Below are 26,351 nucleotides of genomic sequence, written 5' to 3'. Positions count from 1 at the left end.
AATTCAAGCCCTGCAATTGCAGGGCTTGATGGTTTAGGCGAATGCCTAGTTGCACTTTATACCTAGACAACAGGCTTATCTTTTCAATGAACCGCCTGAAGTACGAATCACGTCTTGATACCAGAAAAAGCTTTTCTTGCGTTTACGTTCTAGCGTTCCTTGCCCATCATCATGACGATCGACATAGATAAAGCCGTAACGTTTGCTCATCTCAGCGGTTGAGTTCGCGACCAAATCGATTGGTCCCCAACTGGTGAAGCCCATCAGCTCAACGCCATCAAGAATCGCTTCGTGTGCTTGCACAAGGTGGTCGTTCAAGTAAGCGATGCGGTAATCATCCTGAATCTCACCGTTTTCATCGATTTCATCACGCGCGCCTAAGCCATTTTCTACGACGAACAGTGGCTTTTGGTAGCGATCGTGAAGGAAGTTCAGCAGAACGCGAAGACCTTTTGGATCGATCAGCCAGCCCCATTGGCTCTTTTCAAGATATGGGTTTGGTACGCTATCGACGATGTTACCCACTTCTTTCTGTTTCGGATCCGCGCTAGCACAGCCACTTGCGTAGTAGCTGAATGAGATGAAGTCGACACTCGCAGACGCAATTTCTTCTAAGTCGCCTGCTTCCATCTGAATTTCAATGCCGTTTTCGCGGAAGTAACGCTTCATGTAGCCAGGGTACTGACCACGTGTTTGCACATCACCGAAGAACAACCACTTGTTGTTTTCATGCATTGCAGCAAGCACGTCATCAGGGTTACAGGTATATGGGTAGTTGATTGCGCCAAGCAGCATGTTACCAATCTTGCCGTTTGGTACGATTTGCTGACACAGTTTTACCGCTTTTGCGTTGGCGACTAGTTGGTGGTGAATCGCTTGGTAAATCTCTTGTTCACTGGCGTCTTCTTGCAAACCAACACCAGTAAATGGTGCGTGTAGAGACATGTTGATTTCGTTGAACGTTAACCACAGCTTCACTTTGTCTTTGTAGCGTTCCAGCACGGTGCGAGCATAACGTTCGAAGAATTCGATGACGCGACGATCGCCCCAACCACCGTAGTTCTCGACCAGTGCGTAAGGCATTTCGTAGTGAGATAATGTCACGAAAGGTTGGATGTTGTGCTCGGCAAGTTCGTCAAAAATTTTATCGTAGAACGCCAAACCTTCTTCGTTAGGTTCTAGTTCGTCCCCGTTCGGGAAGATGCGGCTCCATGCCAAAGAGAGACGCAGACAGTTAAAGCCCATCTCTTTGAACAGCGCGATGTCTTCTGGGTAGCGATTGTAGAAGTCGATCGCCACGTCTTTGATACCCGGTGTACGCTCTTCACGGGTTTGATGCGGACTCAAAATACCGTTTGGCAGCATGTCTGATGTCGATAACCCTTTACCCCCAAGGTTGTACGCCCCTTCTACTTGGTTTGCAGCAATGGCACCGCCCCAAAGAAAATGTTCAGGAAACTTAATCATGTTTCTCACTCTTTATCGTTCGGAAGTTATTCGTCTTATTTGCTTGAGAATAGTGTAGGTCAAGGAGGGATTCTTGTATCGAGATCGTGTTTTTCTCAAACAGCGGGGATGCCTAGTTCTAATGATGATTTTGTAATCAATATCACCTTAGGCTGATTTGAACAATAAAGTGAAAGTCAGCCCATTTTGTTCATTCTTATGCACAGTAATTTGTCCGTTCATATCACGCATATTGTTGGCCGTAATCGCTAAACCCAGCCCCAATCCTTCACCAATTTTCTTTGAGGTTTGGAAGGGTTCGAACATGGATTCAAGCATCTCATCCGACACGCCGCAGCCATTATCACTGATGATCAGTTCGACCTGATTGCTGGTTGGGTTGACGATCAAGCTGAGCTGCGGGTTGGTGGTATTGTTCATTGCGTCTAGCGCATTCGAGACAAGATTACCGAGCACCTGAAGCAGTCGTTGTTCTTCACCCATGATATTAGGTAAATCATGAGGAACGCGCACACGCACATCCACCTTGTCTAATTGGGTTTGATAAACGCGTAAGGTCTCTTCGAGTGCAGAGGTGAGAGAAATTGCCTGTAAGCTTTCTGGTTTGTTGTAGGCGAACGTCTTTAACTGACTGGTCATGCTTGCCATACGATCAATCAGCTTCTGTACCAAAACATTGTTGGCTTTCATCATCTCGGTTTCGCCACGTTCCGCTAGCAGCTCGTTTGTAGTGAGCAGGGTTCGCAAACCTGTTAGTGGCTGATTGAGCTCATGAGTGATCGCGCTCGACATGCGACCCAAAGCGGCCATTTTGCTCGATTCAATCAACTGGCTTTGTGCTTCTTTTAGCGCTTGAGTTCGCTCTTCTACTCGCTGTGCCAGTTCTTGGTTGACCTGTTGCAGTGACTGTTCGGCTTTTTTCCGCTTGCTGATGTCGATGATCGTTGCAAGGAAATACTGCTCGCCATGCCAAGGGAAACTGGTTAGCGAGAACAGGACAGGGAAGACGCTTCCGTCACTGCGTCTGGCAATGGTTTCGACCGTGCTGATCTCTGCGAGCTCTTTATGTTTAGGTAAATCCTTGAGCAACTTAAGTGTGGTGGAATTAGGATTGCCTGCGTCGAATAATTCCCAAGCAAAAGCGTGTCGATTGACGCTTTCTGGTAAACAGAACAAACGCTTCGCCATTGGGTTGAGATCGAACAGTTGACCTTGTTCATCAATCAATAGCAAACCAACGTGGGTCTTATTGATCATCTGTTTCAAGCGGCGTTGGGACTCTTCCAACAGGGCTTGAATTCGTTGTTGGTTGATGTGCTTTTGGCGACGTTGTAGACCAATGATGACGAGTAATACAACCAATAAGAGCAACACAGCGACGCTCCAACCAATCACGTTGATGGTTTGTTGAATCGGCTTAGAAGGGGTGAGGTAGCTTACGTACCAATTCAAATCATCCAATTTAACGGTGTGCGCAAAATAGCGTTGCTGGTTGAGCGTCCACACACTGATATTGGTGTTGTCGTATAAGCGTTGCGTTTCTAACTGAACGGTGTTGCTCGGTTCGTTAAACCAGTCAGCGTTATAAAGCGCGCTACTCGATAGGAAAAAGCGTTGCTGGCGATTTTGCAACGTGATGATGTCTTGGCTAGTAATGGTCTGTTCGGTCAACAAGCTAAGGTTGATTTGCACCACCACAATGCCAGCGATATCCAGACCATCGTAGATAGGGGCTGCAAGATAATACAATGGGCTCGAACCTTTGGTTTTGTTCACCAAGGAAACACCGCCGCCTTGGTTGTGAATTTGTTCCACAATGGCTTTTCGGTCAGACAGGCTAAAGCGCTCTTCGATTAAACTCGAGACCAATACTTCGCCAGAGTTAGACAGGATTAGCCAACCTTCCGTATTGGCGGCTTTATCTAGCTGAGTCAGTTGGGTTTGCAATGGCTCGTAATAAGTCAGATTCCCTTTCACAAACGCGATGGTTTCTGGGTTATTGGTTACGAGGTAAGGTAAGTGGTAGAAGCGTTTGAGTGCACGGCGAACTTCACCAATATAGTCGAGCAGTTTTTGTTGAGCTTCGGTTTGAGTTTGTACACTCAACCACTGACGGGCAACCTCTCTGCTGGCGCTATAGCAAGACAGCATCAGCACTGCCGCAATTGCGACCACAAGCCATGTTTTGCCATTCCTTTTGCGCTGCATACCGACTCCATTCAGCTAGTGCGTTCTCACCAACAGTCATTAAAGAGTGCGCCTAACTGGTTGGATGTTAAAGACTTGTAAGCAAGAAGTGAGATCTAGCTCCTTTTCTCCTCAGTGGTTTTTGCTACCGTTAATAAAGATCGATTTCTTTCCCACCCCATAAAGCAGGCAGTAACTCATGGCTTTTGACGACATCCCTAAAATTGCACTTATCGAAGACGATGACATTGTTCGTCAGGCTACCAGCCAATGGCTGCAACTGGCGGGGTTCGATGTGACCTCATTCAGTTTAGGCGAAGAGGGCAAAGCGGCCATTCTGAGCCAAGAATTTGATGCGATTGTCAGTGACGTTCGCCTGCCAGACACCGATGGTTTGTCGATACTAGAAAGCCTGATTGCCAATCACGTCCCAACGCCAGTTATCTTGATCACCGGACATGGTGACGTCGATATGGCAGTAGGGGCGTTACAAAACGGTGCGTTCGATTTTATTGAGAAACCTTTCCAACCTGAGCGTTTATCCCAACGAGTAACCGAAGCGGTCGAGAGCTATCGCGCACAAACGTCTACTCAAGATCGCCAAGAGTACCTATCTAGCGTTAGCGGCTTAGAAGAGGTGTTGATTGGGCGAAGCCGAGTGATGCAACAGCTTAGAGAACAAGTAGCCAAGTTAGCACGCATTGATACTAACGTGATCATTTACGGCGAAACAGGTTGTGGTAAAGAGCTGGTGGCGACCAGTTTGCATAATGAAAGCCAACGCAGATCCTATCATTTTGTGCCAATCAACTGTGGCGCTATTCCTGAGAACCTGTTTGAAAGTGAGCTGTTTGGGCATGAAGCAGGGGCATTTACCGGAGCGGGTAAAAAGCGCATTGGTAAGTTGGAATACGCGGATAAAGGCACTTTATTCTTTGATGAAATCGAGAGTATGCCGCTGTCCATGCAGGTGAAAGTGTTGCGTTCATTACAGGAACATACGGTAGAGCGCGTTGGGGGCAACCAACAGATCTCAGTTGATTTGAGAGTGATCGCCGCCGCGAAAGAAGATCTCAATGATCATGACGAGTTTCGTCAGGATTTGTACTATCGTCTTAATGTGGCGCAGATCTATTTGCCACCGCTACGTGAGCGAGAAGAAGATGCGTTGATCTTGTTCGAACACTTTGCTCTGAAAAGTAATCCTGAGAGTCGTCTGCTGAGTGAAGCCGATAGAAAGGCCATTCTTGCTTACTCTTGGCCCGGTAACGTACGTGAGCTTAGGAATGTAGCGATGCGTTTTGCATTGGATGAAACCGTCTCCGTGATGGAAATTCTCTCCAGTCGACCATCCTCAACAACCGAAGAGACGCATGCGGGCGTGCCGTTGGCGATTCAGCTACATAACTTTGAACGTAAGGTGCTACATGATTCTTTAGTCAGGCATCATGGACGCATCAATGAGGTGATGCAGGAGTTGGATTTACCACGTCGAACCCTTAACCAAAAGATGCAGAAGTTTGGTTTGAATCGCTCCGACTATACTTAGTGCGATTTCTAGCTAATTCGAAATTACTGGCATAACAAACACGTTATGCGCTTTTGGCTGGAGCTGGGACAAACTTATAATTTAGGTCTTTACCTTCTCCAAACAAGGTAACGAGGTTCCTTCCAGTATGTTTAGAGCTATATAGCGCTTCGTCTGCTTCAGCAAGCGCCTCTTGAAGTGATTGCCCCTCAGATAACTGACTGATACCAAAGCTCATGGTCACTTCAGTTTTAAATGATTGCAAAGCGGTTTCAGTTTCGACCGCAAGGCGAATTTGCTCTGCGACAATTTTGGCTTGCTGTGCTTTTTCGAGCAAAACAATCATGAACTCGTCACCACCAAATCGCACAATGCAGGCGGACTCAGGAAGATGCTTTTTAAAAATAGTGGAGATCGTTGCCATGACGGAGTCGCCAACCGTGTGACCATAGTGATCATTAATCGCTTTGAACTTGTCGACATCAGTCATAATAATGCTGATTGCTTGGCTTTTTTTATGTGCTTTACTAACCAAGTTTGGAACGATTTCTTCCATGGCTCGACGATTATATAGCCCTGTGAGTGCATCTAAATGAGAGAGAGCATTAATGGATTGCACCAAGCGTCCGTTAATTAACCACAGCATACTAAAGCTCAAAGCAACGATCAGGCAGATGCTAAATAAGAACGTCAGCTGATGGATAAGGCCTGCGACCATAAAGCTTGGTAACTCACCTGAAAAAGTACTCCAAAGCGCCCTAAATCCCATAAAAAAACTAAATCCAAAGAAAGAGTAAGCCATTGCTTTAACAGGGAGCTTTAAGTCCTTTTGGGTACCTTTAAGCATGGCGACACCACTAAAGAAGGTGACGATACAAATATACATGCTCAGATAAATAATGCGGCTTTTGATAGAAGGGTCATGGAAGGTGAAATAGTAAAATGAACCACTGAAAACAGGTGTTAACAAGGTAAGACAGTGAGCCAATTTTAAAGGGTATTGACGAAAAATGCTTACGCTATATAGCGTAAGCAAGAAGCCGACTAATATGAGAGTGTTGGCTATGATGATGGTCAGCCAGTCTGGCGCAGAGCCTCTAAAGCCAAGTAAAAAAGGGCCTAAACCAATAAACAGTAGTGATATCGAGAAGGTTTTTAAGCCTTTGACTCTACCCTGAGTGTATTGATAACAAAGCAGACTAATAGAGTAAATGCAAGAGAACAGAATAACGATAAAGTTCAGTGTTCTGATGTCTAGATACTGATTATCCATAGGCGACCCATATCAATCTTTCATTCAGGCAACTCCTTTGCCTGATATCAATAAGCGAGCTACATAGTAACGCACTTATTGAGCGATGTCTTATGTTAAACGGCTATTCATTCACCAGCTCGAATTGTTCGGTTTGGTTGGTTTTCGTCGTAAACAGCAGACCAACAATCATCATAAATACGCTAGGCACAATCCAGCTAGCAAAGTCATTGTACAGAGGCATGTAATTACCCATCCACTCATCAGTGGAACTTGGCATGTAACCTAGGATGTGCAGCGCATCAACACAACCAAACATTAGAGCAGTGAACGCGGTTGCGACGACCATGATTTGCGACATCTTGTTGCGCACTGGTGCCATGATCATCAACGCAATCGCGACTGGGTGAAGCGCCACAACCGCTGGCAATGTGATAGCCAATAGTTGCTCTAGACCTACGTTGGCGATCAAACCAGCCAATACCATGGTCGTGATAACGCAGCCTTTGTAGTTCACTTTGCTGAAAGTGTTGTCGTAGAACTCACTGCCTGCGGTGGTTACGCCGATAGCAGTAGTCAAACACGCCAATACCATCACGGCACCTAGTAGTAGTGAACCAAACGCGCCGAAGTGGCTGAAGGTGAATGCCGTTAAAATGTCGCCACCATTGCTGAACTCAGAACCCAAGTATGAGCTTGTCGAGCCAATGTAAGCCAATGAGATGTAAACAAACGCCATGGCAACCGCGTACATCAAAGCTGCGATTAGCGTGTATTTTGCGGTGGCTTTCGGGCAATCCACACCCATGCTGCGAATCGCGCGGAAGATAATCCAACCAAAACCGATAGAACCTAATGCATCCATGGTCATGTAACCTTGGGTTAAGCCTTCAGCAAATGCACCAGATAGGTATGGTCCCGTTGCGGCAGTTAGCTCACCTGCAGGAGAAACCAAAGCCGTCACAGACATGATGATCAAGATTGCCATCAAGGCAGGCGTTAAGATCTTGCCTAGGTTGTCGACCAATTTACCCGGATATAGGGCAAATAGAATGGTGATAGCACAGAAGGCAATAGTGAAAGGCACCAAAGCTGCATCACCAAACATTGGCGCAAAGCTAAATTGGTAAGCCACGGTAATTGCACGTGGGATCACGAACGCAGGGCCAATCACGATAAACACCATCACCCAAAAACTGGTCGCCAAAGGTTTAGGTAGGGCAGCGGTTAATTTGTCTGAACCGTTTACGATAGCCACCATCACCAGTGCCATTGCAGGCAGGCCTACGCCCGTTAAGAGGAAGCCAGACATCCCGCTCAGAAAGTTTTCACCTGCTTGGTAACCCAAAAATGGAGGGAAGATCAGGTTACCCGCGCCTAAATACATGGCGAAAGTCATGAAGCCCAAAGCGGCGATATTGCGTGCGCTTAACATTGTTATTCCTCTTATGTTTCGCTTGGAAGAAACTGAAAGGAATGGGAGGAGTATGTGGTGTTCCCGTCAGCTTCTTCTCAAGCTGACAGAAAGTTTAGATATAGCCTGTCAGCTCTGAATCAGTTTCAGAGAGAGCAGGAGGATCGCAGCAGCAACGCCAGATGGGCGTTTTAAAGCGAATTGTAATTGCGCAGTTGCTGACATGGGTGATCCTTAATGACGAAAAAATACCAAGGAATACGTTTGCCTTGGCGTGTTGTTACCCTAACGAACATCGGGCTATTGGCACAACCCCGAAGTAGAAAATAAGTTGATACGGTCAATGTTTGTTTCTTAACTGGTGGATCGAACTGGTTTTTAAATTCAAAATTAGAATAAATGACTTTTCATTTCTTTAACATGGCTTGTTTTGCTGTATTTTTGTGCTATTTGTAGTCGTTTAGGCTATAAACCTCCGCTGATAAAGTGAGCAGCTTAGAATGATGCGCTTTTTCTTCTTATTGTTAAGACGCTCATTAGTTGCAGTTCAATCCAAAATTGCATCGGCAAAATATTGCTTATTAGTGAATCGTGCATTTGTTTTGTCTTGATCACATTTTTTTAACCTTTTGCGATCTAGGCGTGCAACCTTCTTCTCTTCAATGAGCAAGATCTTGCTCATTACTTTGCTATCAAATCAGCATAATTTTGCTCATTTTTGATGTCTTTCAGCACTTAGTTCAATAAATACAAAGGGTTAAAAGTTGGCATTTCAATTGCTCCAGGGAATGTGTTGTTAATAAAGATTTAACATGATGTAAATCCCCAATCGTGAAACGACTACACGGAGAGTAATAATGAAAATGAATAAGCTGGTAAAAGCTTTGGCTGTCGCTGTGACTTCTTTTGGTATTGCTGCTAACGCTGCGGCAGAAGATCGTAGCTACATTCTTGCAACGGCATCGACAGGTGGTACTTACTACCCTGTGGGCGTAGCGTTGGCGACGTTAAGCAAAGTGAAATTGGCACCAAAGCACCACTTCTCCCTTTCTGCAATCAGCTCTGCGGGCTCTGGTGAAAACGTCAAACTGCTGAACGAAAACGAAGCACAGTTCGCGATTCTGCAAGGTCTTTACGGTGCATGGGCTTGGTCTGGCGAAGGTCCTTATGAGAAGAGCGGTCGCCAAGAACAACTGCGCTCAGTCTCTATGCTTTGGCAAAACGTTGAGCACTTTATTGTTCGCTCGGATCTCGCAAAAACGGGCACAGTGACTGATCTGAACAACCTAGATGGCAAGAAGTTCTCTATCGGTAAGAAGAACTCAGGTACTGAGAACTCTGGTCGCCAAATCATGAAAGGTCTGAAGGTCGACCCTGATAAATTCAATCTTGCTTACATGGGTTACGGCGGCAGTGCGAGCGCACTTCAAAACGGCACCATTGACGGCATGAACACGCCTGCGGGTGTACCTGTTGGTGCGGTCACTCAAGCTTTTGCTGCGTTGGGTAAAGACATTTCGATTCTTTCGTTTACTGACGAACAAATCAAAGAGGCGAACGGCAATTACAACCTATGGACGAAGTACGAGATCCCAGCGAACACGTACCCGGGTCTAGATAAGCCGATCACCACCATTGCACAGCCTAACTTCTTGGCAGTTCGTGAAGATATCTCGGAAGAAGACGTTTACCAGCTAACCAAAGCGATCTACGAGAACCTGCCTTTCCTACAAGGCATCCACAAAGCAACAAAAGCAATGGCGATTGAGAAAGCGATCGCTGGCTTGCCAGTGCCTCTTCACCCAGGTGCGGTGCGTTACTACAAAGAAATGGGCATCGAAATCCCATCAGACCTAATGGCGAAATAACGCCAACTTCGCCCCGAGTATCGGCTCGGGGCATTTTATCCCTACCGATTTCTAAGATGGAAAAAGCCACCAGAGCTTGGAGTATGAGATGAGCGACTCAATAGAAAAGGAATTGCAGAAGTTTGAGCTGCCCACGCGCACTGATTTTCCGTGGGTAACCACCACAATCACAGTGTTTGGCGTGGTGTTGTCTGCTTTGCACATTTGGTTTAATACCTTATCGACGTTACCAGAGTTATGGATTTCCGCGACCCACTTTGCTGGCTTTGCGGTGATTTGTGCGCTTTGGTATCCGGCTCATATCTCTCTCAAGCAGAGTAAGCTTGCACTCGGCATCGATGTGTTAATTGCTATGGGCGCGGTCGCGTGTTTGCTCTACATTCCCTATGCCGAAGATGCGCTGTACGAACGTGGCGTGAAGTTCGTGACCAGCGATTGGGTCTTCGCCATCATGGCAATCCTGATTGTGATTGAGCTGATCCGACGCACCATGGGCTGGTTTATTCCTGTGCTGATTGTGGTGTGTCTGAGTTACGTTGTGCTTTGGGGTGAGTGGGCGACAGGTATTTTCCATTTCCCGGGTTTGAGCATGGAAACCTTGCTCTACCGTAGCTTCTATTCTTCTGAGGGCATGTTTGGTTCTATCTCGCGCATCAGTTGGACTTTCGTATTCATGTTCATTCTGTTTGGTGCGTTTCTTGTGCGCTCTGGTGTCGGTGATTACATCATCAATGTGGCACGTGCTGCGGCTGGTAAAATCATCGGTGGTCCCGGTTTTATAGCAGTGATTGGCTCGGGATTGATGGGCTCAGTATCTGGCTCAAGTGTGGCAAATACGGTTTCCACCGGTGTTATCAGTATTCCTTTGATGCAAAAAGCAGGTTTCCCTTCACGCTTTGCGGCGGGGGTTGAAGCTGCGGCGTCGACAGGTGGTCAGTTGATGCCACCAGTGATGGGCGCGGGTGCTTTCATCATGGCGTCTTACACGCAAATTCCTTATGTTGATATTATTGCCGTTTCTTTCATTCCTGCTCTTATCTATTTCTTGTCTGTGGCGTTCTTTGTGCGTATCGAAGCCAAACGCAGCGGCGTGCAAAAAATCACGACCAGCGATGAGTCTCTACTGAAAGTGTTGATCAGCGGTTGGCACAATCTTATCCCGCTGGCGGTGTTGGTTACTTTGTTGGTTCAAGGCTTTACGCCAACTTACGCTGCGGGCTTGTCGATCATTTCTGTGGTGGTGGCTTCTTGGTTCTCGAAAGATCATAAGATGGGACCAAAAGCGATCATCGAAGCGCTATCACAAGGTGCGAAAAATATGGCGACAACCGCCGTATTGCTGGTGGGTATTGGTTTGGTGATCAACGTGATCAGCACCACGGGCATCGGCAACACGTTCTCATTGATGATCGACGGTTGGGCGAATGGCGACTTGTTCATCATGATCGTTCTGATTGCGCTTGCTTCTCTTGTTTTGGGGATGGGTTTACCCGTGACAGCGGCGTATATTGTATTGGGCACACTGTCTGCCCCTGCGCTTTACAAGTTGATTGCGGAAAACCAACTGCTTGAATTGATGGTGTCAGGTCAATTGCCTGAACAAGCAAAAGCGATCTTCATGTTGGCGGCGCCAGAAAAGCTGGAACTGCTTAATGCACCAATGGCGTTGGAAACCGCGAAAGAAATGGTGGCGCTAGTGCCTGCGGACTTTATGGAAACCCTACTAGAGCAAAGTTTGGGTATGGAAGCGGTAGGTTTGGCATTGCTGGCTGCTCACCTCATCATCTTCTGGTTATCGCAAGACAGTAACGTTACACCCCCAGTGTGTTTGACCGCCTTTGCTGCGGCAACCATCGCAAAAACACCGCCAATGCGCACCGGTTTGATGGCGTGGAAAATCGCCAAAGGTTTGTATCTTGTCCCGCTGTTGATTGCTTACACAGGCTTAGTCAGTTGGGATGTGACGTCGGTAATTACCGTGGGCTTCTTTGCCATCATCGGTACCTATGCATTGATTGGTGCGATTGAAGGCTACTTGGAAGGTCCTCTAAACATTCTGACGCGTCTCTTGTTGGTAGTGGTAGGTACTTTGCTGGTTTGGCACGACATCCCAATGTTGGTTCGTGTGGCAAGCTGCGCGGTATTTGTCGCGGTGTTCATTTACAGTGGTCGCAAGTTCAAATTGCAACAATCTCAACTATCGGTTTTATAAGAGGTCGTATGAAATCAGTCTATGACTACATCATTGTTGGTGGCGGTATCGTTGGTGTGTCGACAGCATGGCAACTACAGCAACGTCATCCAGACAAATCCATTTTATTGGTTGAGAAAGAGTCCGGTTTTGCCCAGCATCAAACCGGACACAATAGCGGCGTGATTCATGCCGGGGTGTACTACGCGCCGGGCAGCTTAAAGGCGGACTTTTGTAAGCGCGGGGTAGAGCGAACCATTTCTTTCTGCGCCGAGCACGATATTCCGGTGGAGAACTGTGGCAAGTTACTGGTTGCGACCAATGAGCAAGAAGTCGAGCGCATGAATGCCCTCTATGAGCGCTGCCATGTCAACGGCATCGACGTAAAGCTACTCGATGAAGTCCAACTTAAACTGGCTGAACCAAACATCACGGGATTGGGCGCGATTTATGTCAAAACCACCAGTATTGTGGACTATCGTTTGGTCACTGAGCAGATGGCGGAAGAGTTCAAAAAGCTTGGCGGTCAAATCAGTCTGCGAACCAAAGTGGTGGCTGCCGAAGAGAAGGATGAAGAAGTTCAACTGACCTGCATTTCAGACGGGCAAACCATGCAACTTAATACCAAGTTCTTGGTTACTTGCAGCGGCTTGATGGCGGATCGCATGACTAAGATGATGGGTATTCCAACTGACTTTCAGATCATCCCTTATCGTGGTGAATACTACCGCTTAGATAGCAAACACGACCGAGTGGTGAATCATCTTATTTATCCAATTCCCGACCCTGATTTGCCATTCTTGGGCGTCCACCTGACTCGCATGATTGATGGCAGTGTGACCGTAGGTCCAAATGCGGTGCAAGGCTGGAAGCGAGAAGGGTACGACAAGGTTAACTTCAGCTTGCAAGATACCATGCAAATGCTGAGCTTCTCCGGTTTCTGGAAGGTAACACAAAAGCATCTAAAAACCGGATTGGATGAGTTCAAGAACTCGTGGTGGAAGCCGGGCTATCTCAAACTGGTCAATAAGTACTGCCCAAGCATCAAGGTCGAAGACCTCAAACCATATCCTGCGGGTATTCGCGCGCAAGCGGTGTTATCCGACGGAACCTTGGTTCATGACTTTTTGTTTGCAGAGAGCGCAAGAAGCCTGCACGTTTGCAACGCCCCCTCTCCAGCAGCGACATCTGCAATGCCGATTGGGGAGTACATTTGCGATAAGGTGAATGAGAAGATAGAGGCGAAAACCGAGACGGTTTAACAGTAGAAAGCCAAACCAAAAGTACACCAGAGATGACTCTATTTGTTGAGTAATTAGTGTCGGGTGTGCCGGAAGTTTGGCTTTTACTTTGGTGATTGGATAATTTCCTTCTTATGATATTTGGATTTATTAGGAGAGGGATGGATGAAACTAGGTTTAGCCAACTACAACGTAGGTGTTGTTAAGCATGATCCTGCATGTCGACAGGATTTTGCACGCAGCCGATCTGAACTGGCGTTAGTGACGGAGATGATGTCAACTCAAATCGAGCATATTGGCAGTACTGCCATTTTGGATATGCCTGCCAAACCTATTATCGATATGGTACTAGGTATTGCGCACTTTCCTCATGTTTCTCTAAAACTTTCTTTGATGGAACAAGCTGAAATTACCATCGAAAAATATACGGATGCTAAGGCAAACTTCGTACGTAAAGTCATAGATGAGTTGAAGACAAAATGAAGAAACGGCTTGGATTCATTTTACTTTGTAGTGCATTTCATTCTTTTGCGTATCAACTGCATGAGCGCGACGAGAGCTATGTATTAATTGGTCATGAGCTCAGTGCTGGCTATATCGTTTATGTACCAGGCTCTATGGAAGCAGAAATTACCAATGTGTTTAAATTTGATTGTGAAGGCAGTCGTGTTGAAGCTGTGAAAATTGGTAGCGAGATTAATAACGCTGCGACATATGGCGAGCATCTCCAATACTATTTCTTTCTCGTGAGAGATCATCAGTTTCACGTTCCTCTAAGAATTATTGAATCTTTTAAAACGGTTGATAAAAAGTCAAAAGAGGTTCTATCAGAACATTTACCTTTCACAAAAAATGATGACCTTGGGTTAGCTTGTGATTTAGTTAGGCCTCAGGTTGAAAGCTATTACTTTTCCCAAGCTTTTGAAGCGATACCTAAACATACCAACAATAAAGGCGACTGAATCAGTCGACTTTATTGTGTCGGCTGTAGAGTCGTAGTGTCTATTGCTATTTAGGGCAGAGTTCGCCTTTCTTTGCGTGTCTTTCGATCATGTAATCGCCTCGGGCACTGTGCAATACAATTGCATTCCAGACTTGACCATCTTGCAACTCGAACTCAAACGCATAATGGGTGCCGCCGACCATTTTCGTTCTCACCTCATGAATTGCTTTCAATTTATCATCGGCATTCATTTGATAAAGCACCATGTTGAGTGAGCGTCTGGCGTCAGGAGTTGCTTCAGCAAGTTGCCAATGGCCCTGCTCGTCTGTTGCGGAGCAAATAGACCGCATTTTACTTTTCATGGCGGATGACATCTGCTTGTCTACGGCCAATGCATTTGGTGAAAACAGTGGAACCGTCAAAGGAATCAAAGTTACCAGAAACCGCTTTAAGGTCATAAAAACACTCCGTTGTTTTACTCTTGCTTGAGTATAGACCTCAATGGCTTCAGATGTGGTGCAGTCGACTCTGGGCCTACAATATCGCAGTTCGTATCAACGAACTGATGATAAACAAGGCGACCACGCTTGCCAGCCAAATGCCAATGAACCACAAAATGGGCTTTAGTTTCATCAGTGATATCCTTCTCCACGTTTCATCTTGCCGCGGAACACCCAGTACGAATAAGCCGTGTAGGCTATGATCAGAGGAAGTAATACCACCGCACCGGCAAGTAAAAATGCCAAACTTTTGTCTGGCGCGGCGACGTCTTGATAAGTGAGTGCGAATGGGACCAAGTAAGGGAATGTACTGACACCGAAACCCATCGCGGACACAAGAAACAGGCCGATCGCAAGAACGTAGGCTCGGACGGCTTTGTGGTCGAGTAAGGCTTTGAATAACTGCCAAATAAGTGCCGCTGCAATAATTGGTAAAATGAAAAACAGTAGCGAGTTTGGTAATGAGAACCAACGTTCAAATACGATATTTTGGCTCAATGGCAGCCACAAACTGGCGATGAATATACAGGCTACCATCGCTAGCCCCCATCGTCGCGCGACCACGTAATAGCGCCCCATCAGCTCTTCTGGAAGCTTGATTAATAACCAGCATGAACCGAGCAGAATATAAGCACAAACAAGCGCCAAGCTACAAAATACGCTAAATGGTGAAAGCCAATCAAACCATCCACCTGCGTATGCTCGTTCACTAACCTCTATACCTTGGAGCAGGGTTCCGAGCATAATGCCTTGCATCAATGCTGCGGTGAGTGAACCAATGAAAAAAGCGCTATCCCATAAAAACTTTCCGCGTTGTGTTCGGAAGCGATACTCAAAAGAAACCCCGCGCAGAATTAATCCGAGCAGCATTAAAATCAGAGGAGCATAGAGTGCTGGCATAATGACCGCGTAGGCGAGGGGGAACACGGCAAAAAGCCCACCACCGCCAAGAACTAGCCAAGTTTCATTCCCATCCCAAACAGGAGCGATGCTGTTCATCATCATGTCGCGCTCTTCATCGTCATTAGCGCTGAGGAATAGGATACCAATACCGAGATCAAAGCCATCTAACACGACATAAATCAGAACGGCGAGCCCAATCAAAGCGTACCAAATTAATGCGTAATCCATGAGTTAGCTCCTAGGTTAGATGGTTAGAATGTGTGATGGCATCAGTTTTCGTGCCATCAGGAAGTCGGCTATCTAGACCTTCTTCATATCGAGTTGGAGACTTGCGCATCAAACGTAGGAGATAGAAGAAGCCAGCTCCAAAAACCACAAAGTAAACCACGATGAACGCCGTCAGGGAGACGCTCACCGCGGCGGCATCAATAGGCGATGCCGAATTGGCTGTGGTTAAAAGACCGTATACGGTGTAAGGCTGTCGACCTACTTCGGTAGTTATCCAGCCTGCTAAAACTGCAATGAACCCCGCTGGGGCAAACAGCACACAAATACGTTGAAGTGCCCTCGAATCAAAAAGTTTGCGACGTGTTCTTAGCCAAAGGCTCCACAAACCAATAACAAGCATGCCAAAACCAAGCGCGACCATGACTCGGAAAGACCAGAAAACGATAGAGACAGGAGGGTGTTCCTCCTCTGGAAAAGCATCTAATCCCTTCACTTCACCGTTGAGGTCATGAGTTAAAATCAAACTACCGAGTTTGGGGATTTCCAGTGCGTATTCCATGCGTTTTTCTTCATCGTTAGGGATACCGAAGAGGATCAATGGCGCGCCTTGGTGAGACTCATAGTGCCCTTCCATCGCGGCGACTTTGGCGGGTTGATGTTCAAGGGTGTTTAAACCATGCATGTCTCCAGCAACGATTTGAATTGGTGTCACGATGGCAGCCATCCACATTGCCATCGAGAACATAATTCTGGCTAGAGGGTTATGGTTTGCTTTTAGTAAGTGATAAGCGGCAACGCCGGCTACAACAAAGGCAGTAGTAAGGTAAGCGGCGAGCAACATATGAACGAGCCGGTAAGGGAAGGAAGGGTTGAAGACAATCGCCCACCAGTCTTCTGGGATAAACTGTCCGGCTTCGTTGATACTGTAGCCCGCTGGTGTTTGCATCCAACTATTAACCGAAAGTATCCAAAACGCAGACAAAAACGTCCCGAATGCAACAATACAAGTCGCGGCGAAGTGAAGCTTCTTACCCACCTTATCCATACCGAAAAGCATCACGCCTAAAAACCCCGCTTCGAGGAAAAACGCAGTAAAAACTTCATAACCCATTAGCGGGCCCAGGATTGGGCCTGTTTTGTCGGCAAACACGCTCCAGTTAGTACCGAATTGATAGCTCAACACGATGCCACTCACCACACCCATACCAAAACTGATGGCAAAGATTTTGAGCCAGTACTTATAGATTTGCATGTACTGTTTGTTGCCCGTTTTTAAGTACAAGCCCTCTAATACAGCGAGATAACTTGCCAAACCAATCGTAAACGCTGGAAAAATAATGTGGAAAGAGACAGTAAAGGCAAATTGGAATCTAGCTAGGTCAATGGCGAGTGTGTCCATGAGCGGTCCCTTTTTCGTTGGATAAACTGTTCGCCGGATTTAAAGAGGAGACAGAAGAGTGGCGAACAAGGTGAAATACGAAGAAGGAAGACGAAGAGATTAAAAAACGATCGCTTTTTACACATGTGCGTACCATCTTTTAGATAAAGGAGGAGCGTTATGAGCCTTAAACATTACTTTGAGAAAGCGACACCTAAGTTTGGTCCAGGTGGGAAGTATCACAAGTTCTACCCACTTTTCGAAGCTGTCGAAACCATTTTTTACACGCCTGGTAAGGTAAACCAGGGCATGACTCACGTTCGAGATAGCATCGATTTAAAACGTATTATGATCATGGTGTGGTTGGCGGTCTTCCCTGCCATGTTCTGGGGTATGTACAACATAGGCCAGCAAGCGAGTGATGCCTTGTTGTATGGAATGGATCAAGCCTCAGCTCAGCAAGCGCTTGTTTCTTCATGGCAACTGAGTTGGGTATGGGGCTCGTTAGATGCGGTTTCACAAGCGGGGTGGGGAAGTAAAATGTGGCTTGGTGCTACTTACTTTCTCCCGGTTTATGCGACGGTGTTTATCGTTGGTGGTTTCTGGGAAGTTCTGTTTGCTATTGTGCGAAAGCATGAGGTAAATGAAGGCTTTTTTGTCAGCTCTATACTCTTTGCGCTGATCCTTCCTCCGACAATTCCACTATGGCAAGCGGCTTTAGGTATCACTTTCGGTATTGTTGTGGCGAAGGAGATTTTCGGTGGTACTGGACGAAACTTCCTAAATCCAGCTTTAGCAGGGCGCGCGTTCTTATACTTTGCCTATCCTGCCAACATGTCCGGTGGTGCCGTGTGGGTCGCGGCTGATGGTTACTCTGGCGCTACTCCACTTAGCCAATGGTATGAAGGAGGGCAAAGTGCTTTGATAAATAATATGACGGGAGAGCCAATTTCATGGGGAGATGCTTTTGTTGGTAATTTACCAGGCTCGATGGGTGAAGTCTCCACGTTGTTGATCGCACTAACAGGCTTGGTTCTCATCTTTATGAAGATTGCATCGTGGAGAATTGTTGCGGGCGTGTTGGTCGGTTTAATCGGAGCTTCATTACTATTGAATGCGATCGGTTCAGACTCTAACCCCATGTTCTCCATGCCGTTCTACTGGCACTTCGTGATTGGTGGGGTTGCGTTTGGTACCTTCTTTATGGCGACAGACCCTGTCTCGGCAGCTTTTACCAATAACGGGAAATGGGCATACGGACTATTAATCGGCGTGATGACGATTTTTATCCGAGTGCTGAACCCGGCTTATCCAGAAGGCATCATGTTAGCGATTCTATTTGCTAACTTATTCGCGCCACTTTTCGATTACCTAGTCAAAGAAAGTAATATCAAACGCAGAATGAAAAGGGCGAGACCTTCTTAAAATGAGGGTGACCTCACTGAAAATTGATTGAAAACTGCACTATATTGAAAAGGTCAGAGACATGGGGTTTCTGACTTTTTATTTTTATCAGGAGGACGAAGACGATGAGAATAAAGGATATTCTCGATAGCCGTTTGGTGCTGTCGTTCTGGTATAACCTAGACTACTGCTTGTCTCTTCTTAGTAAAATCTCTTCTCGTTGATTTCCTCAATGCAATCGCATTGAAAAGCATTCTATCTATTTGTTTTTTAGTCTTACGTGAAACTGCGTAGGGCAATGCGTATAAGGAAATTAACAATGAAACGTATTCCAGAACCTTTCCGTATCAAAATGGTTGAGCCAATCAAAATGACGACTTTGGCAGACCGTGAAGTCGCGTTAAAAGAAGCGGGCTATAATCCATTTCTTCTTCGTAGTGATGATGTTTATATCGATTTGCTGACTGACTCAGGCACTGGTGCCATGAGTGATAATCAGTGGGCTGGTATCATGATGGGGGATGAATCCTATGCGGGGAGTCGAAATTACTACAACCTGTGTGATGCAGTGGAGCACTTCTTCGGTTATAAGCTCACCGTGCCTGCACACCAAGGGCGTGGTGCCGAGCAAATTTTGTTCCCAGCTTTGATTGAGCGTATGCGTCAGGTGCGTGGTGGCGAAACGCCAGTATTTATCTCGAACTACCATTTTGATACCACAGCGGGTCACATTGAACTCAATGGCGGTAAAGCGATTAACGTGGTAACGGAAGAAGCATTCGACACCACTACGCCTTATGATTGGAAGGGCAATTTTGATATCGATAAGCTGGTGGCAACAATTGAAGCGCACGGTTCGCATAACATTTGTGCAATTATCACCACGATTACTTGTAATAGCTCCGGTGGTCAGCCTGTGTCGATGGAAAACATGCGCAGTGTGTACGAGATTGCAACCAAGTACGATATTCCAGTGGTGATTGACTCGGCTCGTTACTGTGAGAACGCCTACTTTATCAAGCAGCGTGAAGCGGGTTACGAGAATAAATCGATTCTGGAAATCATCCGTGAGATGTACCAGTACGGTGATATGCTCACCATGTCAGCTAAGAAAGACCCGATGGTAAACATTGGTGGCATGTGTTGTATTCGTGATCATAAGGAGTTGTTCCAGGCGGTGCAGACGCGCTGCGTACCCATGGAAGGATTTGTAACATACGGCGGCATGGCTGGGCGTGATATGGAAGCGCTCGCTCGCGGTTTGTATGAAGCCGCGGATGAGGATTTTCTTCACTATAGAATTAGCCAAGTTCAATACTTAGGTGAGCGCTTACGTGAAGGCGGTATTCCGATTCAATACCCAACGGGTGGTCATGCGGTGTTTGTGGATGCCGCTAAGATTTTGCCACATATTCCAGAGGATCAGTTTCCTGCGCAGGTATTGTGTAATGCTTTGTACTTGGAAGCGGGTATTCGAGCAGTAGAGATAGGATCGTTGCTGCTTGGTCGAGATCCGGAAACGGGTAAACAAAAAGTGTCAGAGCTTGAGTTGATGCGTTTGACCATTCCACGTCGTGTCTACACAAACGATCATATGGATTACATTGCGGATGCGATTATCGAACTGAAAAATCGTGCACATGAGTTAAAAGGGCTCACTTTCGAGTACGAGCCACCAGTGCTGCGCCACTTTACTGCTCGATTTAAAGAGATCGATTAACTCAAGTTTAAATCTAGATAAGCAAAAGGCCGCGAGTTTCGCGGCCTTTTTCGATTCGTTTATTTCTTAGCGTTACAGTTAGGCTAACTCTAACGTGATGCGAACGAACTGGTCGTCTTGATACTGCACTTCATAATTGAAGGTACCACTGGCGTAAATGCTGCCAAGGAAAAGTGAGCGTTGACTCATTGGTCCGCGGAACAGCATCGAAATAGGAGCGATTAGGGCGTTATTGCCATCAAAGTGCTGATTTAAGTTCTCAGAAAGCACACACAGCAAACAGCCGTGTTGGTCGTGAGATAAGTCGACGTCTTCCGGTCGAGATAATAACACGGTAGTCCCCAGTTTCTTCTCAATCTCGTTGATCAGCAGCAAGTAGCTATCTAGATCGGGTTGAGGGTTGCTGGGTTTGTCTGCACCGACGCAGCGCTCGAGTAATGCTTCCAGGTTTCCGTTCTCACCTTTTGCCTGCTGAGTCAAAGACTTTAACGGCTTTTTAATCAGCTTATAGCGATTACTCTTCAGTTTTGGTTTCAGCCATTTCTGAAGTAAGTCATTACGTTCTTTAAGGGATAGGCCATGCGAGGACGCGTGAATTTTAAAGTGCAGGTGTAATAAAGCGTGAACCGCAAGCTCACTCAGAAGTTGATTAGCATCTGTAGACTGTCTTGCCTGCTTAGAACTTTGCATTACACTCGAACAAAATTAGGGAAGAAGGATAATGGTGCCGAGAGAGGGACTCGAACCCTCACACCAAAGGCACTAGCACCTCATGCTAGCGTGTCTACCAATTTCACCATCTCGGCATCATGATGCTCTGAATACTCAGAGGCCTCGAAAGAAGCAACGCGAATTATAACCAAAATCCACCTGTTGGCGAGAGCAAAATGACGAATTTTGGCTCTTTCGAGTTTGATTGCATATTTATTGGTCACTTTTATGTTTTTTACCATCAACGCCTATCCTCATTTCCTTACTTTTACTAATGGTATGACGATAAAAGAGTGCTTTTGCCTAAATTTTGAACGCTTGAACGTTTGCGTAAATAAATGTGATGAATATCTCTTTTTGTTGGCTATACTTGCGTCCCGTTTAAGCGGGAATTAGGGTTTAGTTGTTCAGGACCCTTACCCATACAAGCCGTCACATGGAGCAGGCCAAGCAACATGCTCGCCAGCAGTGAATGACCCCACGGACCGGACCAGCTACGTTCAATTGCTTGTATAAGGTAAAAATAAGATGTCGAACTATTCGTTCTGTCTACATTCTGGATCTAAAAGTGAGTTATCACTCGCTGCGTTGTCCCTTTCTTCTGCCAATTCCTTTGGCTCTTTTTTCTTTTTCAACGTTTAGTAGGTCCAGCTCATGAGTGTTCTATTTAGTCTATTTGGTATTGTTGCACTGCTAGGTTGTGCTTTCCTACTTTCTGAGGGTCGTTCTTCCATTAATTGGAAAACTGTATCTCGCGCCTTGATGCTACAAATGGGGTTTGCTGCTTTGGTGCTCTATTTCCCGTTGGGTCAAGCGGCGCTGGCGAGTTTAAGTAATGGTGTCGCGGGGCTACTCAGCTTTGCTGATGAAGGGATTAAATTCCTCTTTGGTGACCTCGCTTCTTCTGGCTTTATCTTCGCTATCCGTGTCCTTCCTATCATCATCTTCTTCAGTGCTCTTATCTCCGCCCTTTACTATTTGGGCATTATGCAAAAAGTGATTCAATTTATTGGCGGCGCTATCCAGAAGTTCTTGGGTACGAGTAAAGCAGAGTCTTTGGTTGCAACAGGGAACATTTTCTTATCTCAAGGCGAGTCACCACTTCTTATTCGTCCATTTCTTTCTAACATGACTCGCTCTGAACTGTTTGCCGTGATGGCTGGTGGTATGGCTTCAGTGGCGGGCAGTGTGCTTGGTGGTTATGCTGGTTTGGGTGTCGACCTCAAATACTTGATCGCGGCAAGCTTTATGGCAGCACCAGGTAGTTTGATGATGGCAAAAATCATCGTTCCTGAGCGTCAAACGCCAAGCGATTACAACAATATTGAGCTAGATAAATCAGAAGAAAGTAACGTTATTGATGCGCTAGCAAGCGGTGCCATGGGCGGTATGAAAGTTGCCGTTGCTGTTGGTACCATGCTTATCGCTTTCGTGAGTGTTATCGCGATGGTGAACACGGGGCTAGAAAACTTGGGCGAGATACTTGGTTTCTCTGGCGTAACGCTACAAGCGATTTTTGGTTATTTGTTTGCACCTCTAGCGTGGTTGATTGGTGTGCCAAGCCACGAAATTCTAGCTGCGGGTTCATACATTGGTCAGAAAGTGGTGATGAATGAGTTTGTTGCGTTTATCGATTTTGTGCAGCACAAAGCGACACTGTCTGAGCATACTCAAATTATTATCACTTTTGCGTTGTGTGGTTTTGCGAACATTGGCTCAATTGCGATTCAGTTGGGTTCTATCGGCGTGATGGCACCTGAGCGCCGCAAAGATGTTGCAAGTCTAGGCCTAAAAGCGGTTGCTGCTGGTACACTCGCTAACCTGATGAGTGCGTGCTTAGCGGGCATTTTTATCTCTCTCTAATTTAGATTGAAGATACACACTAAAAACCCGCCTAAATGGCGGGTTTTGTTATTTCTAAGGCTTGGGCATTAAGCCGTAAGGTATCGATTTAAAAGCCTCTGGGTGCTCTTGATAAGTTGGCGCTTTATGTACCCCTTTCCAATCGAGCAGCATGATGGCTAGTACGTTACGGTGTTCGCCGTACTTGAGATCAAAGTTACCGTCGACCGACGGAATCATCCCTTTTTCTGCGTTGATTGCGTGACGAATGGCTTGGCGGGTTTTCTTTACGACCGGATCATGGTCCAAGCCTGCTAACAAAAACGAAATGCCGACTTCCGCAATCACGTCTTCTTTGGCGCGCAGTAGGATAGTGTCTATATTGTTGCGAAAGTAATCATAAATCCATTGGTGTTTCTTCTCGCTTACTCGCTCCTGATAATACTGTGAATCGGCAAAGATGATGTGCGTCATACCATAGAGTTTGTTCCAATACTGCTGAGCTGAAAGCATCTTATCTTTATCGTCGGGGTAGGTGTCACGGAAGGTTTGAGTGAATTCCTCGACCACATCTTGCTCTCCTAACTGACGAAGCCAGTAGACTTGGTTTGCAAGCTGAGCTGCCCATGCTTCTATCATCTCTTTGTCCGTAACGTAACGCGAGAAATCGTAGCGCCTAATAATTTTTCTCAGCGTTTTGTCTTGTTTATGCTTTAGGCCGTATTCGTTTGCTCTTGCCATTGCGCCAAGCAAATCCACACCAAGATAAAGGTACTCAGGATGGTGTTTAGTCACGGTATAGCGTCGCTGCCCTCGTTCGGTTTCTTTCTCTTGATACGTGGTCAGCCTTTGAGATGAATAGAGAATGATGTCTTCTGGTTCAACAACTTCATTAGCAAATTGGTTTAACCGGCTGGCTACTTGTGCCATGTCGGTCCAAATGGCAGCGTGATATTTCTCATCTAATGTTTGGCGGTACATGCGTAAGCCAAAATGGCCCTCTTTAAACGCCGGGAGAGTGAACAGTTCTTGTTCGTAGGTACTACGAATCAACTGCGCTGATTGAGTATTATCGAGAAGCGGTACGTCTTCCTGTGATGCCTGAGCAGCAAAGGTAAGTGAGCAAGAGAGTAAGACCGCTAAGCTAAGAGGTTTAATACGCATAAATCCATTCCCTATGAAGTCCTGAACCTAAACCTACCATCAATATTAATTGAGAATGTAAAAGCTGAGTCAATAGTTGAAAATTTGCCTAAAAGTCAGGTTGATACGTTCATCTTTGGTTTTCGCGGTTTTTGGTACGCAGTGCTTCCAGTGATGCTGAAGCTCGCCAGCCATAATCAGTAAGGAGCCGTGAGAAAGCTCGTATTCAATCTCAGTTTTACAATGTAAATTTCTAAGCAAAAATCGACGTGTTTCACCTAAGTTCAAAGATGCGATAACAGGGTTTCTACCTAACTCTGGTTCATTATCTTGGTGCCAGCCCATTGAGTCTTGGCCGTGTCGATATAAGTTAGCGAGAACAGAATTAAAAGTGACATCAGCAACTGATTCACAACGCACTTTCAGCTGAGTTAACTCAGGAGTCCAAGGGTGAGGCTGCATGGTTAAGCCTGAGTAAGTATATGCTGCATCACCGTGCCACGCTTGTAAGCGAGGTTGAAGTACTGACTTGCCGAACATAGTAATGTGTTCTTGGTGCCATGGCAGTGTCTTTCGAAGTTGGTCAAAGTAATTATCCGCCTCAAGATGGTTAAGAAAATGAGGATCATAATAAAGTTCTCCTCTTTCTACTTCTTGCCATAGATCGCCGCCAAATAAATCGCCTTGTTGATGCATCATCTCACACCTAAAACATAAAAGTTGTCAATCACTGTTACCTTTCTGATTATGATTGGTTATTCTTGTGATAATAAGAATTTTAACAATAAATAAAAAATCTCGTAGTTGTATACGAGTTGTGGGGAGAAAATGCGTTATTTACCCAGAAAGCGATGCTATTTTGCATTGTTCTTCCTCACCTTTTTCGCTTTGTGTATTGGGGTTATTGAGCTGTTAAATCGAAACCAGCAAGAGCTTCACAAAGAGCGAGTTCAAGTTGAGGCCAAAGAACAACTTTCCATTCTCCGTTCCAATTTGGAAGCGGTACTTATGGCGGATATCTACAAAGCCAGTACTTTAGCGACACTCATTACTTTACTTCCTAAAAACCAAGAAGAAGAATTGAGTATCGCCGCTCACCGAATCCTAAATAAAAGTAAACATATTACAATAATCGGTATCGCGAAAAATGATGTAATTAGTCACGTATTTCCACGCCAAGGTAATGAGCGCCTAATCGGCCTTGATTACCGCGCAGTGCCACAGCAGTGGGTACAGGTGCAAAAAGCCAAGGATGTACAAGAAATTTTCATCGCAGGGCCCGTTACATTGATCCAAGGTGGCCGAGGTTTGATCGTGCGTGTGCCTGTTTTTCTTGATCCTCCAATGAATCAGGACTACTGGGGAGTGATCAGTGCGGTGATTGATTTCGATGCTCTGATGAGAGAAACCGGCGTAATTGATTTCTCGTATCGTTACCCTTTAATGATCCGTGGTTACGATAGCGGTGGCTCATTTGGTGATGCTTTCTTTGGCGCGCAAAGTGTAAATAGCATGGTATATGCAAAAGAGATGGTTCATTTTCCTTATGGTGGGTGGAGTATGGTGGTTTTCTCTGGAGGCAAAGCTGATCGCCAAATCTCTTGGCATCAGTTGCATTTAGCTAGAGTAATCGGCTATCCCATTATATTCGCACTTAGCCTCGCGCTGTTCGCCATTTATCGACTGTATACCATTGCAGATGACAGAGCTTTACACGATGAACTCACGAATTTACCAAACCGTCGCTATTTTATGAAGTTTTACAAGCAGCAGTTCGAAATAGCGAAACGTTATAAAAAGCGTTATAGCTTCGCCTTAATTAATATTGACCTAGATAGGTTTAAACACATTAACGATACCTATGGTCACGACGCAGGTGACAAAGTTTTAATCGCTACGGCTGAAAGGGTAAAAAGCTCTCTGCGTAAATCAGACATCGTGGCCAGAATGGGCGGTGATGAGTTTTTAGTTGTAGTCCATCACCCTGGAACGGAAGAAAATGTTCAGTCCCTTCTACAAAAACTTCGATTAGCGCTATGCTCGACGCCCGTCATTTACGATGAAACGCTTATCTATTTGAAAGCCAGTATTGGGTACGCGATATTTGACCCGAAAGTGTCATCTCCTGAGCAAATGATGAAAATAGCCGATGAGAGAATGTATCAACAAAAGCATGGCGGATGAGCCTGAACCCAGTTTCAATAAGGGGTTAGAGGAATGGTAAAGTTGGGAGCCCGAAATCTCATCATCATTGAGGTGCAAGAATATGTGACTTCATATGTTCACAGACACTTTGCTGAGAGAGTCGTTATTAGCAGTGCATTCAGTGGCATATTTGCATAATGTTGCATTTTGCAAATGCAGTTTGCGAAATTAATGGTTAATAAAGCAACGATATGCATCTGGATCTACTAAAAAACGGCTTTTTTAA

20 protein-coding genes and 1 tRNA gene are annotated in these 26,351 nt (G+C 45.8%); 10 read left to right on the top strand and 11 right to left on the bottom strand.

Annotated elements, in window-relative coordinates; translation table 11 throughout:
- Positions 1-75: 75 nt before the first annotated feature.
- Both R7E38_RS08610 and R7E38_RS08605 read right to left on the bottom strand, forming a co-directional pair.
- Positions 76-1,467, bottom strand: a complete 1,392-nt coding sequence (locus tag R7E38_RS08610) for a glycoside hydrolase family 1 protein (RefSeq protein ID WP_213972276.1) — start codon at positions 1,465-1,467, stop codon at positions 76-78.
- A 147-nt stretch (positions 1,468-1,614) separates the two neighbouring features.
- Positions 1,615-3,675: a sensor histidine kinase gene (locus R7E38_RS08605; protein ID WP_226083312.1), complete on the bottom strand. Its 2,061-nt coding sequence runs from the start codon at positions 3,673-3,675 to the stop codon at positions 1,615-1,617.
- Positions 3,676-3,853: 178 nt separating this feature from the next.
- Here R7E38_RS08605 and R7E38_RS08600 point away from each other — a divergent pair, with 178 nt between their 5' ends.
- Positions 3,854-5,203: a sigma-54-dependent transcriptional regulator gene (locus tag R7E38_RS08600; RefSeq protein ID WP_053349389.1), complete on the top strand. Its 1,350-nt coding sequence runs from the start codon at positions 3,854-3,856 to the stop codon at positions 5,201-5,203.
- A 43-nt stretch (positions 5,204-5,246) separates the two neighbouring features.
- On the opposite strand, the gene R7E38_RS08595 is transcribed toward R7E38_RS08600, so the two are convergent.
- Positions 5,247-6,455, bottom strand: coding sequence for a GGDEF domain-containing protein (locus tag R7E38_RS08595; RefSeq protein ID WP_226083313.1), 1,209 nt, complete (start codon positions 6,453-6,455; stop codon positions 5,247-5,249).
- Between the two features lie 103 nt (positions 6,456-6,558).
- Positions 6,559-7,869 (bottom strand): branched-chain amino acid transport system II carrier protein, encoded by a 1,311-nt coding sequence (brnQ, locus tag R7E38_RS08590; protein WP_226083314.1) that lies wholly within the window; start codon positions 7,867-7,869, stop codon positions 6,559-6,561.
- A gap of 836 nt (positions 7,870-8,705) precedes the next feature.
- On the opposite strand from brnQ, the gene R7E38_RS08585 reads away from it, so the two are divergent.
- The 5 genes from R7E38_RS08585 (at position 8,706) to R7E38_RS08565 (ending at position 14,110) form a co-directional block, all read left to right on the top strand.
- Positions 8,706-9,716, top strand: coding sequence for a TAXI family TRAP transporter solute-binding subunit (locus R7E38_RS08585; RefSeq protein ID WP_017635521.1), 1,011 nt, complete (start codon positions 8,706-8,708; stop codon positions 9,714-9,716).
- Between the two features lie 88 nt (positions 9,717-9,804).
- The gene (locus R7E38_RS08580; RefSeq protein WP_226083315.1) at positions 9,805-11,928 is read left to right on the top strand and encodes a TRAP transporter permease; all 2,124 of its coding nucleotides are present in this window, start codon (positions 9,805-9,807) and stop codon (positions 11,926-11,928) included.
- An 8-nt stretch (positions 11,929-11,936) separates the two neighbouring features.
- Positions 11,937-13,169: an L-2-hydroxyglutarate oxidase gene (lhgO, locus tag R7E38_RS08575; RefSeq protein ID WP_053349387.1), complete on the top strand. Its 1,233-nt coding sequence runs from the start codon at positions 11,937-11,939 to the stop codon at positions 13,167-13,169.
- Positions 13,170-13,313: 144 nt separating this feature from the next.
- On the top strand, positions 13,314-13,631 hold the full coding sequence (locus tag R7E38_RS08570; protein WP_033906247.1) for a GrpB family protein: 318 nt from the start codon (positions 13,314-13,316) through the stop codon (positions 13,629-13,631).
- Positions 13,628-14,110 carry a hypothetical protein gene (locus tag R7E38_RS08565; RefSeq protein ID WP_033906248.1) on the top strand — a complete coding sequence of 161 codons (483 nt, stop codon included), beginning with the start codon at positions 13,628-13,630 and terminating at the stop codon, positions 14,108-14,110. The genes R7E38_RS08570 and R7E38_RS08565 overlap by 4 nt, the downstream gene beginning before the upstream one ends.
- A 46-nt stretch (positions 14,111-14,156) precedes the next feature.
- Here the strand turns inward: R7E38_RS08565 and R7E38_RS08560 are convergent, their stop codons facing one another.
- From R7E38_RS08560 to R7E38_RS08550, 3 genes are all read right to left on the bottom strand, one after another.
- A complete protein-coding gene (locus tag R7E38_RS08560; RefSeq protein ID WP_053349385.1) occupies positions 14,157-14,549 on the bottom strand; it encodes a hypothetical protein in 393 nt (130 codons plus the stop codon).
- A gap of 174 nt (positions 14,550-14,723) precedes the next feature.
- The gene (cydB, locus tag R7E38_RS08555; RefSeq protein WP_226083320.1) at positions 14,724-15,722 is read right to left on the bottom strand and encodes a cytochrome d ubiquinol oxidase subunit II; all 999 of its coding nucleotides are present in this window, start codon (positions 15,720-15,722) and stop codon (positions 14,724-14,726) included.
- 10 nt (positions 15,723-15,732) lie between these two features.
- Positions 15,733-17,121 (bottom strand): cytochrome ubiquinol oxidase subunit I, encoded by a 1,389-nt coding sequence (locus R7E38_RS08550; protein WP_054579216.1) that lies wholly within the window; start codon positions 17,119-17,121, stop codon positions 15,733-15,735.
- Positions 17,122-17,280: 159 nt separating this feature from the next.
- Here R7E38_RS08550 and R7E38_RS08545 point away from each other — a divergent pair, with 159 nt between their 5' ends.
- Both R7E38_RS08545 and R7E38_RS08540 read left to right on the top strand, forming a co-directional pair.
- Positions 17,281-18,525 carry an NADH:ubiquinone reductase (Na(+)-transporting) subunit B gene (locus R7E38_RS08545; protein ID WP_047102825.1) on the top strand — a complete coding sequence of 415 codons (1,245 nt, stop codon included), beginning with the start codon at positions 17,281-17,283 and terminating at the stop codon, positions 18,523-18,525.
- Positions 18,526-18,823: 298 nt separating this feature from the next.
- The gene (locus R7E38_RS08540) at positions 18,824-20,224 is read left to right on the top strand and encodes a tryptophanase (RefSeq protein ID WP_054728609.1); all 1,401 of its coding nucleotides are present in this window, start codon (positions 18,824-18,826) and stop codon (positions 20,222-20,224) included.
- A gap of 78 nt (positions 20,225-20,302) precedes the next feature.
- On the opposite strand, the gene R7E38_RS08535 is transcribed toward R7E38_RS08540, so the two are convergent.
- A complete protein-coding gene (locus tag R7E38_RS08535) occupies positions 20,303-20,914 on the bottom strand; it encodes a DUF2913 family protein (protein WP_054574504.1) in 612 nt (203 codons plus the stop codon).
- Positions 20,915-20,946: 32 nt separating this feature from the next.
- Positions 20,947-21,030 (bottom strand) — tRNA-Leu (locus R7E38_RS08530).
- Positions 21,031-21,589: 559 nt separating this feature from the next.
- Here R7E38_RS08530 and R7E38_RS08525 point away from each other — a divergent pair.
- Entirely contained in the window at positions 21,590-22,798 is a 1,209-nt protein-coding gene (locus tag R7E38_RS08525; RefSeq protein ID WP_017635515.1) for a NupC/NupG family nucleoside CNT transporter, read from the top strand.
- Between the two features lie 54 nt (positions 22,799-22,852).
- On the opposite strand, the gene R7E38_RS08520 is transcribed toward R7E38_RS08525, so the two are convergent.
- The gene (locus tag R7E38_RS08520; protein WP_085569244.1) at positions 22,853-23,941 is read right to left on the bottom strand and encodes a DUF3541 domain-containing protein; all 1,089 of its coding nucleotides are present in this window, start codon (positions 23,939-23,941) and stop codon (positions 22,853-22,855) included.
- Positions 23,942-24,010: 69 nt separating this feature from the next.
- Positions 24,011-24,616 (bottom strand): alpha-ketoglutarate-dependent dioxygenase AlkB family protein, encoded by a 606-nt coding sequence (locus tag R7E38_RS08515; protein WP_182015931.1) that lies wholly within the window; start codon positions 24,614-24,616, stop codon positions 24,011-24,013.
- A gap of 132 nt (positions 24,617-24,748) precedes the next feature.
- Here R7E38_RS08515 and R7E38_RS08510 point away from each other — a divergent pair, with 132 nt between their 5' ends.
- Complete coding sequence (locus R7E38_RS08510; protein WP_226083322.1) at positions 24,749-26,104, top strand: diguanylate cyclase; 1,356 nt, start codon at positions 24,749-24,751, stop codon at positions 26,102-26,104.
- Positions 26,105-26,351: the final 247 nt, after the last annotated feature.

The sequence above is a fragment of the Vibrio sp. Vb2131 genome (assembly GCF_033338535.1).
Lineage (GTDB): Bacteria > Pseudomonadota > Gammaproteobacteria > Enterobacterales > Vibrionaceae > Vibrio > Vibrio alginolyticus.
This window is presented reverse-complemented; position numbering and strand designations above follow the sequence as displayed.

Coding starts and splice junctions, on each gene's coding strand:
- R7E38_RS08600 (WP_053349389.1), top strand. CDS start 3,854: ATGGCTTTTGACGACATCCCTAAAATTGCACTTATCGAAGACGATGAC.
- R7E38_RS08550 (WP_054579216.1), bottom strand. CDS start 17,121: ATGGACACACTCGCCATTGACCTAGCTAGATTCCAATTTGCCTTTACT.
- R7E38_RS08510 (WP_226083322.1), top strand. CDS start 24,749: ATGCGTTATTTACCCAGAAAGCGATGCTATTTTGCATTGTTCTTCCTC.
- R7E38_RS08610 (WP_213972276.1), bottom strand. CDS start 1,467: ATGATTAAGTTTCCTGAACATTTTCTTTGGGGCGGTGCCATTGCTGCA.
- brnQ (WP_226083314.1), bottom strand. CDS start 7,869: ATGTTAAGCGCACGCAATATCGCCGCTTTGGGCTTCATGACTTTCGCC.
- R7E38_RS08535 (WP_054574504.1), bottom strand. CDS start 20,914: ATGCAAAGTTCTAAGCAGGCAAGACAGTCTACAGATGCTAATCAACTT.
- R7E38_RS08585 (WP_017635521.1), top strand. CDS start 8,706: ATGAAAATGAATAAGCTGGTAAAAGCTTTGGCTGTCGCTGTGACTTCT.
- R7E38_RS08525 (WP_017635515.1), top strand. CDS start 21,590: ATGAGTGTTCTATTTAGTCTATTTGGTATTGTTGCACTGCTAGGTTGT.
- R7E38_RS08540 (WP_054728609.1), top strand. CDS start 18,824: ATGAAACGTATTCCAGAACCTTTCCGTATCAAAATGGTTGAGCCAATC.
- R7E38_RS08580 (WP_226083315.1), top strand. CDS start 9,805: ATGAGCGACTCAATAGAAAAGGAATTGCAGAAGTTTGAGCTGCCCACG.
- R7E38_RS08520 (WP_085569244.1), bottom strand. CDS start 23,941: ATGCGTATTAAACCTCTTAGCTTAGCGGTCTTACTCTCTTGCTCACTT.
- R7E38_RS08595 (WP_226083313.1), bottom strand. CDS start 6,455: ATGGATAATCAGTATCTAGACATCAGAACACTGAACTTTATCGTTATT.
- R7E38_RS08565 (WP_033906248.1), top strand. CDS start 13,628: ATGAAGAAACGGCTTGGATTCATTTTACTTTGTAGTGCATTTCATTCT.
- R7E38_RS08605 (WP_226083312.1), bottom strand. CDS start 3,675: ATGCAGCGCAAAAGGAATGGCAAAACATGGCTTGTGGTCGCAATTGCG.
- R7E38_RS08560 (WP_053349385.1), bottom strand. CDS start 14,549: ATGACCTTAAAGCGGTTTCTGGTAACTTTGATTCCTTTGACGGTTCCA.
- cydB (WP_226083320.1), bottom strand. CDS start 15,722: ATGGATTACGCATTAATTTGGTACGCTTTGATTGGGCTCGCCGTTCTG.
- R7E38_RS08570 (WP_033906247.1), top strand. CDS start 13,314: ATGAAACTAGGTTTAGCCAACTACAACGTAGGTGTTGTTAAGCATGAT.
- R7E38_RS08545 (WP_047102825.1), top strand. CDS start 17,281: ATGAGCCTTAAACATTACTTTGAGAAAGCGACACCTAAGTTTGGTCCA.
- lhgO (WP_053349387.1), top strand. CDS start 11,937: ATGAAATCAGTCTATGACTACATCATTGTTGGTGGCGGTATCGTTGGT.
- R7E38_RS08515 (WP_182015931.1), bottom strand. CDS start 24,616: ATGCATCAACAAGGCGATTTATTTGGCGGCGATCTATGGCAAGAAGTA.